General features: G+C 71.1%; 6 protein-coding genes and 1 pseudogene. 6 read left to right on the plus strand and 1 reads right to left on the minus strand.

Annotated elements, in window-relative coordinates; genetic code table 11:
- Positions 1 to 218: 218 nt before the first annotated feature.
- Positions 219 to 629: pseudogene (locus AB0I73_RS38655) on the minus strand (DEAD/DEAH box helicase); the annotation flags it as partial.
- Between the two features lie 184 nt (positions 630 to 813).
- Between AB0I73_RS38655 and AB0I73_RS38660 the strand changes: the two are divergent.
- The 6 genes from AB0I73_RS38660 (at position 814) to AB0I73_RS38685 (ending at position 9563) form a co-directional block, all read left to right on the plus strand.
- Positions 814 to 2571, plus strand: coding sequence for a DUF4192 domain-containing protein (locus tag AB0I73_RS38660; RefSeq protein ID WP_363045084.1), 1758 nt, complete (start codon positions 814 to 816; stop codon positions 2569 to 2571).
- A 156-nt stretch (positions 2572 to 2727) separates the two neighbouring features.
- Positions 2728 to 3486, plus strand: coding sequence for an NUDIX hydrolase (locus AB0I73_RS38665; RefSeq protein WP_363045085.1), 759 nt, complete (start codon positions 2728 to 2730; stop codon positions 3484 to 3486).
- A 98-nt stretch (positions 3487 to 3584) separates the two neighbouring features.
- Entirely contained in the window at positions 3585 to 5486 is a 1902-nt protein-coding gene (locus AB0I73_RS38670; protein ID WP_363045086.1) for an ABC transporter ATP-binding protein, read from the plus strand.
- A 163-nt stretch (positions 5487 to 5649) separates the two neighbouring features.
- Positions 5650 to 6522, plus strand: a complete 873-nt coding sequence (locus tag AB0I73_RS38675; protein WP_363045087.1) for a FadR/GntR family transcriptional regulator — start codon at positions 5650 to 5652, stop codon at positions 6520 to 6522.
- Positions 6523 to 7000: 478 nt separating this feature from the next.
- Positions 7001 to 8530, plus strand: coding sequence for an RNA polymerase sigma factor (locus tag AB0I73_RS38680; RefSeq protein ID WP_363045088.1), 1530 nt, complete (start codon positions 7001 to 7003; stop codon positions 8528 to 8530).
- A gap of 190 nt (positions 8531 to 8720) precedes the next feature.
- Entirely contained in the window at positions 8721 to 9563 is an 843-nt protein-coding gene (locus tag AB0I73_RS38685) for a serine protease (RefSeq protein WP_363045089.1), read from the plus strand.
- Positions 9564 to 9736: the final 173 nt, after the last annotated feature.

The raw sequence follows: 9736 nt of genomic DNA on the forward strand, positions 1-9736 counted from the left end.
GGCCCGGAGACAACAGGCGAAGGCTTGAAAGACACGACACCAGACTCCCACCAACGAGCCCGCCACACCCACCGAACTAACGAAAAGATCAGTAGTAACAAGGGCTGGCCCAACGTGGTGGATTGCTCCTGGCGGCCGTACCCAGGGTGGTGAGGTCGAGCATTTTTGCGTCTGGTGAGACTCTGCAGGCCCAGTGTCTCAACGCCTCACGTGATGAGTGGAGAAGTCAGCGCTTCCGGACTCACCAGCAGGACATCTACCGCGCCCGCGGCGATCTCGGTCTGGATGGTCTCCCATTCCTCGCTGTTGGAGGAGTTGATGGTGCGGGCGTGGATACCGGCTCTGGCCGCGGCCTCGACCTGGTTGCGCATCAGCGCCAGGAGGGGGGAGACGATCACTGTGGGACCGCTGCCCCGGGCCCGCAGCAGAGACGTGGCCACGAAGTAGACCGCGGACTTGCCCCAGCCCGTGCGCTGGACGACCAGGGCCCGGCGCTTGTCGGCGACCAGTGCCTAGATCGCTCGCCACTGGTCCTCGCGCAGCCGGGCCTCTCCCGAGGCGTCCCCGACGAGCCGGGCGAGGACGGCGTCCGCCGCCGTCCGGAGATCCGCGTTGTTCGTGTGCTCCATGAGTCCCATACAACAGGACGGCAAGGACAGCCGGGCGGCGGTGTGGGGCGGCGAGGGGGGGACTTGTGTGGTAATCGGGTCACAGCGGAAGCGAAAGGGCAGGTCAGGCGGGTGCGTGACGTGTCCCTGGCGGGAGTTGTCCACAGGGCGAGCAGGGTTTCCCGATCCGCGAAACCTTCTTCTCATGACGAACCGCAGCGAAACGAACGGATCACCCGAGAACGACGGCACCACCGGGCGGAAGCAGGACGAGCGCGCAGGCCTTCCGGACCCCGAGGGCGCGGTCCACCCCGCCGAGCCCTCACGGCAGAGGAGGCAGGACGGCGAGCACACGCACCCACGGCGTACGAAGGACATCGCCTGCACCGCCTCCGGCGACCACGGCGACGCGCAGCAGGTCACCCTGCGCACCCCCGCCGAACTCGCCGACGCGCTGCCCTACCTCCTCGGCTACCGGCCCGAGGACAGCATCGTCCTGGTCGCCCTGTACGACAAGGACGGGCGGAGCCGGTTCGGCGGTCGTGCCAGGCTCGGCATCCCCGCGAACAAGGACGACTGGCCCGCGGCCGCCCGGCAACTGGCCCAGGGGCTGGTGACGGGCAGCGAGCGCCGAGGCGCCAAGCCCGAGCAGATGGTGGTCTTCCTCTGCCAGGAACCGGGCAGCCGCGAACCCGGGGCGCGGGTCAAGGAGCGGTTGGGCCCGCTCGCCCACGCGCTGCGCGTGGAGTGCGGTGCCCTCGACGTTCCCGTGGTGGAGGCCATGTGTCTGTCGGACGGCCGCTTCTGGTCGTACTGCTGCGACGACGAGGCATGCTGTCCGCCGGAGGGGACGCCGATGGGGCTGCCCGGCACCTCGGTGCTGGCCGCCGCCGCGACCTACGCCGGGCTTCAGGTCCGGGGCACACTGCGGGAGCTGAGGGCGAGGTTCCTCCCGCGGGAGAACGCCGCCGCCCTCGAACAGGAAGCCGCCCTGGACGTCGCCAGCAAGGCGCTGATCCCCAGGATCCTCGATGCGGCGGGCCGATGCCAGGTCGCCGAAAGGACGCTGGAACTGGCCGAACAGGTCATGGGCCGGCTCGCCGGCGTCCCGCCCGTGCCCGGCATGCTCCCGGCGGATCTGCGGGACGACGAACTGCTCCGGCACGACGAGGCGGCGACGCTGATCCTCGGCCTGCAGGACCGGACGACCCGGGACCGCGCGGCCGCGTGGATGGAGGGTGAGGAAGCAGGTCCCGCGCTCCGGCTGTGGCGGGCCCTGGCGCGCCGCTGCGTCGGTTCGTACGGCGAACACGCCGCGGCGCCCCTGACGCTCGCCGGCTGGGTCGCGTGGTCCACCGGCGACGAACTGGAAGCCAGGGAGGCGCTTGCCATGGCCCTGGGCGCCGATCCCGACTACCTCTTCGCCCGTCTTCTGCACCAGGCCTGCAACGAGGGCCTGGACCCGGAAACGATCCGCCGATGCCTGCGAGCGGAACGCGAGAGCCATGGGAAGACGGACCACGGCGGCCCGGCCGCCGCCCCTCCGGCCGCTCCCGCCACCGACCCGGCCACCAGGACCGGGGAGGGGGAGGGCATCGGGGCGCCGGGCGTGCGGGCGCCGGGTGCCGGGGAGGAGGCCGTGCCTTCCGCGGAGGCGGCGTCCGTGCGACACGAGATGTCCCCGCGCCGCCGACAGCGCACGCATGTCTCCGGTGCCGGTGGCGGGTCCCCGAGCCGGCCGCGTTCGGACGGACGCCGGCCGAGCGCGCGGATTCCGTATCCCCGTGATTCCCGTGATTCCCGTGATTCCCGTGAGTCACGTAGTCCCCGTACCGCGATCGGTGGCACGCGTCCGGGTGGGGAGCGCCCCGGGCACGAGGGACCGGGTACCACGTGTTCTCGTCGCACGGCTCCGCCGGAAGGTGCGCGGCCCCGGGGCCGGGGGAGTGCGGGAGCGGAGTGACCGGGCTCAGTGACTGAGCGGGAGGGCGGTGCTGCCGGCGGACGGTGCGCCCTCCGAGCCCCCCGCCGCACAGGTGAGCGGGGAGTGGGCGGGCCGACGAGCCGACGAGTCAGCGAAGAGAGTGCTTATCGTCAGGGAGACGACTATGATCGCCGCATGTCCTACGACCCGTCAGCCTTTCCGCCCTTCGCCGTCACCGTGGACCTGGTCGTGCTGACCGTGCGCCGCCATGCCCTGTGCGCGCTGGCGGTGCGCAGGGGCGAACCGCCGTTCCAGGGGCGGTGGGCGCTGCCCGGCGGATTCGTGCGGGCCGACGAGGACCTGTCCCAGGCCGCGGCGCGTGAACTGGCTGAGGAGACCGGGCTGCGGGTGCACGACCCCGCAGCCCCCGCCCAGGCCGACGGCGCACACCTGGAGCAGCTCGCCACCTACGGCGATCCCAAGCGCGACCCCCGGATGCGTGTCGTCAGCGTCGCGCACCTCGCACTCGCTCCCGACCTGCCCGCGCCCAGGGCGGGCGGCGACGCCAGCAACGCGCGTTGGGCCCCGGTCGAGGAACTGCTGCAGCAGGCGGGGTACGGCAGAGACGACGAGTCGGCGGTGCCCCTCGCCTTCGACCACGCTCAGATCCTGGCGGACGGGGTGGAGCGCGCCCGCTCCAAGATCGAGTACTCGTCGCTGGCCACGGCTTTCTGTCCGCCCGAGTTCACCGTCGGTGAGCTGCGCCGCGTCTACGAGGCCGTGTGGGGGGTGGCGCTGGACCCGCGCAACTTCCACCGCAAGGTGACGGGGACACCGGGCTTTCTGGTTCCGACGGGTGGCACGACCACCCGGCAGGGCGGTCGCCCGGCTCAGCTCTTCCGAGCCGGCGGAGCCACCCTGCTCAATCCGCCGATGCTGCGCCCCGAGGTGTGACACAGGGGTACATCACGGATCCCGCACGGCTGATTCCCCATCCCCAACAGGTCTGGTGATGACCGAAAAACCCGATATGGCACGCTATCTTGCTTCGGGTGATCCAGGCCTTCGGACTGACCAGCAATCCTCGCAAAGAACTTCCGCCCGCCGTCGACGACGTCTCCTTCGAGGCGTACGCGGGCCACGTCACCGCGCTGCTCGGAGCGCCGGGCGCAGGCAAGACGACGGTGCTCAGACTCATGCTCGAACTCCAACCGGGCCGTGGGGTCACCCACTTCAGAGGCCGTCCCCTGCACCGCATCGGCCACCCGTCCCGTGAAGTCGGCGTGCTGCTGGGCGAGGTGCCGGGGCATCCCGCACGCACCGTCCGCGGACACCTGCGCATGCTGTGCGCCGCCGTGGGAGTCCCGGTCCGCCGTGCCGACGAAGTCCTCGAAGTCGTCGGGCTGGTGAGTCTGCGCGAGGAACGCCTCGGCACGCTCTCGCGCGGTATGGACCGACGCCTCGGGCTGGCCTGCGCGCTGCTGGCGGACCCGCACACCCTCGTGCTCGACGAACCCGCCCGCGGACTCTCCGCCGGCGAGAACCGCTGGCTCCACGGCATGCTCCGGGCCTACGCGGCCCGGGGCGGCACCGTTCTGAGTACGACGGACGACCCCAAGGAGGCGGCGCGCCTCGCGGACCGGGTGGTCACCCTCGAGCGGGGTCGGGTCGTGGCCGACCAGCCGGCCGCGGACTTCTCGCGCACCCGACTCCGCCCCCGCGTCGCCGTCCGCACGCCGCACGCCGCCCGCCTGTCCGCGCTGCTCGCCAAGGAGGCCCGTACCGCACGGCGTTCCGTGGAGGTGGCTCAGGAGGGCGGCAACCGCATCTCCGTCTACGGCAGTACCTGCGCCGACGTGGGTGAGATCGCGTTCCGGAACGGCGTCGTCGTGCACCAACTCGCGGACGAGACGGGGGACATGGGTCCCGGGGCGGGCGCGCCGCACACCGAGCAGCCGTCGGCCCCCTCGGGCGAGCCGTCTTCCGCCGCCACGCCAACCTCTGCCGCCGCGCCGTCCTCTGCCGCCGCGCCGTCCTCCGTCGTCGAGCCGCCCCCTGCCGTCGAGACGTCCTCCGATCCGCTGCCCTCCGCCGCTGAGCACCCGGCCGGATCCCGCGCCGGTGGCGGATGCCCTCCCCCGGATTCCTCGGTCGGTCTGCCGCCTCACATTTCGGTCCGTCCCGCCCCCCGCCCCCTCCGTCCGGTGCGCTACGAGATCCGTCGGGTCACCGGTGTCGGTACCGGGTTCCTCGTCGGCGCCGTCGTGCTCGCGGTGTCCGTGCTCACCGCGGTACTGCTGGCCCGTACCGGGCACACCCCGCAGCCGCGGCTGCTCGCAGCATGGCCCAGGGAGTTGCCCCTGCCGCCCGCGGCCCTCGGGGCGGGGCTGCTCGGCGCGCTGGCTTCCGGCGACGAGTTCCGCCACCCCGCGCTGGCGGCGGACCGGGGCAGTGTGCCCCGGCGCCTGGGGCTGCTGACCGCGAAACTCCTCGTCGCCTCGGCCACCGCGCTGGTGCTGGCCGTGCTGACGATCGGGTGCGACGCCGAAGTGCTCTATCTCTTGTACGGCCGGGAACTCGTCGAAGTCCCCGGCGACTGGTTCCCGCTCGGGGTGAGTTGGCTCGGACTCGTGATCGGGTGCGCCTGGACGGGGGTGCTGGCGGCGGGGATCTTCCGGTCCACCACCGCCGGACTCGCCGCGGTCGTCGCCGTGCCCCTCCTCGTCGTGCCCCTGGTGCGGAAAGCGGTGAGCGGGCCGTCGGTGCGGACCGCGGCGGGGCTGCCGCTGCGGCTGCGTGAAATGTTCCCGCTCCAGTGGCCCTTCGGGGGCGAGCGGTACCTGGAGGGCGCGTTGCGGGTGTTCGCCCAGCCTGTGGGCGGCGCCCTGACATTGTCGCTGGCGGTGCTGCTCTGCGCGTATCTGCTCACATCCTTGCGGAACAGGGCCCGTTGACGACAGACCGTGACTGAATCGGTCCGTCCGTGCCGACAACTCCCCGGGGAGAGCCCACTTCCTTCCGATAAGGCGTCAATTGCGACGGGGTGAGCGATCACCCTTTCGTGTGCTTTTCACCAAACTCCTCAAGGCAGTTGGGGGACGCGCCGACAAAAGATGCGTGAGTACCCTTGCGCACACCATGATGACCACCGCCCGCTCCGCAGAATCCGGTCTCGCGAACCCGGGCGAAATCGACCGCTACCCCTATGCCGACACGCCCGTCGGCGGCCGCGCCGGGGCCCCTGTCTGGGACACCGATCCCGAACTGGGCCGCGCGAGCCGCCGTGCCGCGGGCAGCCGCGGACGCGGGCTGCACGGCCAACTCGTCCAGCAGTTGGGTCAGATGATCGTTTCGGGTGATCTGGGAGCCGACCGCCCCCTGGTTCCCGAGGAGATCGGCCAGCGTTTCGAGGTCTCCCGCACCGTCGTCCGTGAATCGCTCCGTGTCCTGGAGGCCAAGGGCCTGGTCAGCGCCCGCCCGAACGTCGGTACGCGCGTGCGCCCGGTCAGCGACTGGAATCTCCTCGACCCGGACATCATCGAGTGGCGGGCCTTCGGGCCTCAGCGGGACGACCAGCGCCGTGAGCTCTGCGAGCTGCGCTGGACGATCGAGCCGCTGGCCGCCCGTCTCGCCGCCGGGCACGGACGTGAGGACGTTCAGCAGCGTCTGTCCGACATGGTGGAGATCATGGGCCACGCGATGGGACAGGGTGACGCGCTGACCTTCGCCCGGGCCGACTCCGAGTTCCATTCGCTGCTCATCCAGGTCGCCGGCAACCGCATGCTGGAGCACCTCTCCGGGATCGTGTCCGCCGCGCTGCAGGTCTCGGGTGGGCCGGCCACGGGCTGCGAGCGACCCAACGAGACGTCGCTCGCGCACCACGGCCAGATCGTCGACGCCCTCGCCGGCGGTGACGGCGAGGCGGCCGAGGCCGCCATGAGCCAGCTGCTGATGGTCCACCCCGTGGTGCCCGCCCCGCGCGAGCACTGAAACCCTCGCGCGCACCGAACGCCCCCGCGTGTCCTCCGCGCGAGCACTGACCGCGTTCCGAAGGCGGCCGGGTCCGGCGTGCCACCCCCCTCCTGTGGCAGCGTCCGACCGGTGAGCCGCCTCCTGTCGGACCTCGCGGGATCACCTTTGATCCCGCGAGGTCCTACAGTGGTGAAGGGGCCGTAAGGTCCGGCACCGTGCCGCTGTCACCCCCGAGTGACCGTTTCTGTCCCGGTCTGATTGATTCTGGGCGCTTACGGGATGTGACTCGGGCCACGCGGATTGGGCGTAACGCTCCTGGAAAGAACGCGATGACCTAAGAGGTGGCAGTCGCGGAGGGAATACGGACGCCGTTCACGGCGCTGTGCACCTCCTCGGCCCCCGCCCGCACCGTCGGCCCATCCCCAAGTCGGCGGTCGGCTCCTGTCCGTCGTGGACGGGGCCGGAAGCCGTTATTCAACGTTCCGAGAGGTTGTTCGTGTCGGCCAGCACATCCCGTACGCTCCCGCCGGAGATCGCCGAATCCGTCTCTGTCATGGCGCTCATCGAGCGGGGAAAGGCTGAGGGGCAGATCGCCGGCGATGACGTGCGTCGGGCCTTCGAAGCTGACCAGATTCCGGCCACTCAGTGGAAGAACGTACTGCGCAGCCTCAATCAGATCCTCGAGGAAGAGGGTGTGACGCTGATGGTCAGTGCCGCGGAGCCCAAGCGCACCCGAAAGAGCGTCGCAGCGAAGAGTCCCGCCAAGCGCACCGCCACCAAGACGGTCGCGGCGAAGGCGGTGACCACCCGGAAGACCAGCGCCTCAGCCACACCTGCCGCATCCGCCGCGGACGCCGTCGCCGAGGAGGAGGCGCCCGCCAAGAAGGCGGCCGCCAAGAAGACCACCGCCAAGAAGGCGGCCGCCAAGAAGACCACCGCCAAGAAGGCGGCCGCCAAGAAGACCGCGGCCAAGAAGGACGACATCGAGGCGACGGACGAAGAGGCCGTCGAGGAGACCAAGGCGACGGAGGAGCCGGAGGGCACGGAGAACGCCGGTTTCGTCCTGTCCGACGAGGACGAGGACGACGCGCCCGCCCAGCAGGTCGCCGCCGCCGGTGCCACCGCCGACCCGGTCAAGGACTACCTCAAGCAGATCGGCAAGGTGCCCCTGCTCAACGCCGAGCAGGAGGTCGAGCTCGCCAAGCGGATCGAAGCCGGTCTGTTCGCCGAGGACAAGCTGGCCAACTCCGACAAGCTGGCGCCGAAGCTCAAGCGCGAGCTGGAGATCATCGCCGAGGACGGGCGCCGTGCCAAGAACCACCTCCTGGAGGCCAACCTCCGTCTGGTGGTCTCCCTGGCCAAGCGCTACACCGGCCGCGGCATGCTCTTCCTGGACCTCATCCAGGAGGGCAACCTCGGTCTGATCCGCGCGGTGGAGAAGTTCGACTACACCAAGGGCTACAAGTTCTCCACCTATGCCACCTGGTGGATCCGTCAGGCGATCACCCGCGCGATGGCCGACCAGGCCCGCACCATCCGTATCCCGGTGCACATGGTCGAGGTCATCAACAAGCTCGCGCGCGTGCAGCGCCAGATGCTCCAGGACCTGGGCCGTGAGCCCACCCCGGAGGAGCTGGCCAAGGAACTCGACATGACCCCGGAGAAGGTCATCGAGGTCCAGAAGTACGGTCGCGAGCCCATCTCCCTGCACACCCCGCTGGGCGAGGACGGCGACAGCGAGTTCGGCGACCTCATCGAGGACTCCGAGGCCGTCGTCCCGGCCGACGCGGTCAGCTTCACGCTTCTGCAGGAGCAGCTGCACTCCGTCCTGGACACCCTGTCCGAGCGCGAGGCGGGCGTCGTCTCCATGCGCTTCGGTCTCACCGACGGTCAGCCGAAGACCCTCGACGAGATCGGCAAGGTGTACGGCGTCACGCGCGAGCGCATCCGCCAGATCGAGTCCAAGACCATGTCGAAGCTGCGTCATCCGTCCCGTTCCCAGGTGCTGCGCGACTACCTCGACTAGGCCGCGCGGGCGGCCGCCGCGCCGCGACGGACCGCCGTACGAGGCGCGTCCACCAAGGCGTCGAGCCGTGTGTCCGCTGAGGCCCGGCCCCGTTCTCGGGGCCGGGCCTCAGCGGTGTTCCGAGGGTGCGCGGTGTGACGAGGTGAATCACTCTGGGTGTCCCATCAACGCCCCAGTGTGAGGAGTGCGCATGCGTCATCGCCTAGCTCGGATTCTGGCCCGACCACTGGTCCTCACCGCCGCAGCGACCGCGATGCCGCTGGCAGCGGCCGCTCCGGCGCTTCCAGCGGTCTCGGGCGGTGTCGTCGTCGGAGGGTTCCCGGTCGATGTGTCCGAGAGTCCGTGGACGGTGGCACTGGCCAGCCGTGACCGGTTCGGGGGTACCCGGGCGGGACAGTTCTGCGGCGGTGTGGCCGTCGGCCGGACCACCGTGCTCACCGCTGCCCACTGCATGGACGAGGAGGTCCTGGGGGCGACGCCGGACCGGGTGCCCGACCTCAGGGTGATCTCGGGTCGTACGGACCTGCTCTCGGACCGGGGTGAGGAGATAGCCGTCCGGAAGGCCTGGGTGAACCCGGGCTACGACCCGGCCAGCAACTCCGGCGACTTCGCCGTGCTCACCCTGGCCACGGCGCTGCCCTCGGAGTCGGTCATCGGGATGGCCGTCGCGGGTGATCCCGGGTACCAGGTCGGTACGACCGCGACCGTCTACGGCTGGGGCGACACCACGGGCGCCGGTTCCTTCGCCGGTGGCCTGCACGCTGCACGCGTGCGCGTCCTGCGCGACACCCTGTGCGAGACCGCGTACCCGGGCGGGCACGAAGGCAGGTATCACGCGGAGACCATGCTGTGCGCCGGCGAGAAGGCCGGCGGGCCGGACGCCTGCCAGGGGGACAGCGGCGGGCCGCTGGTGGCCCAGGGACGGCTGATAGGCCTGGTGTCCTGGGGGAGCGGCTGCGGCTGGGCGGGCAGCCCGGGGGTCTACACGCGTGTGTCCGATGTCGCGCGGACTCTCGGTCGAGCGTCGGCGTGACAGTCGTGAAAAGGCGCCTCAAGGCGCCTGGAAGGCACTGAGCAGGGCTCCGGGCGGCTCGCGGAGAGCGGCGTTCTCGGGCACTTCCCGGGTACCTCTCCAGTACAGGGAGGGCGGGGGGCGCCGCCGGGGCGGCGCCCCCCCCCCCCCGCAGGCCCAGCGCCGCCGGCCCC

Source organism: Streptomyces sp. NPDC050388, assembly GCF_040655635.1.
In the GTDB taxonomy this organism is placed as follows: domain Bacteria; phylum Actinomycetota; class Actinomycetes; order Streptomycetales; family Streptomycetaceae; genus Streptomyces.

Bases quoted from the DNA above. Each gene is read 5' to 3' on its own strand.
- AB0I73_RS38660 (WP_363045084.1), top strand. From the start codon at position 814: ATGACGAACCGCAGCGAAACGAACGGATCACCCGAGAACGACGGCACC.
- AB0I73_RS38665 (WP_363045085.1), top strand. From the start codon at position 2,728: ATGTCCTACGACCCGTCAGCCTTTCCGCCCTTCGCCGTCACCGTGGAC.
- AB0I73_RS38685 (WP_363045089.1), top strand. From the start codon at position 8,721: ATGCGTCATCGCCTAGCTCGGATTCTGGCCCGACCACTGGTCCTCACC.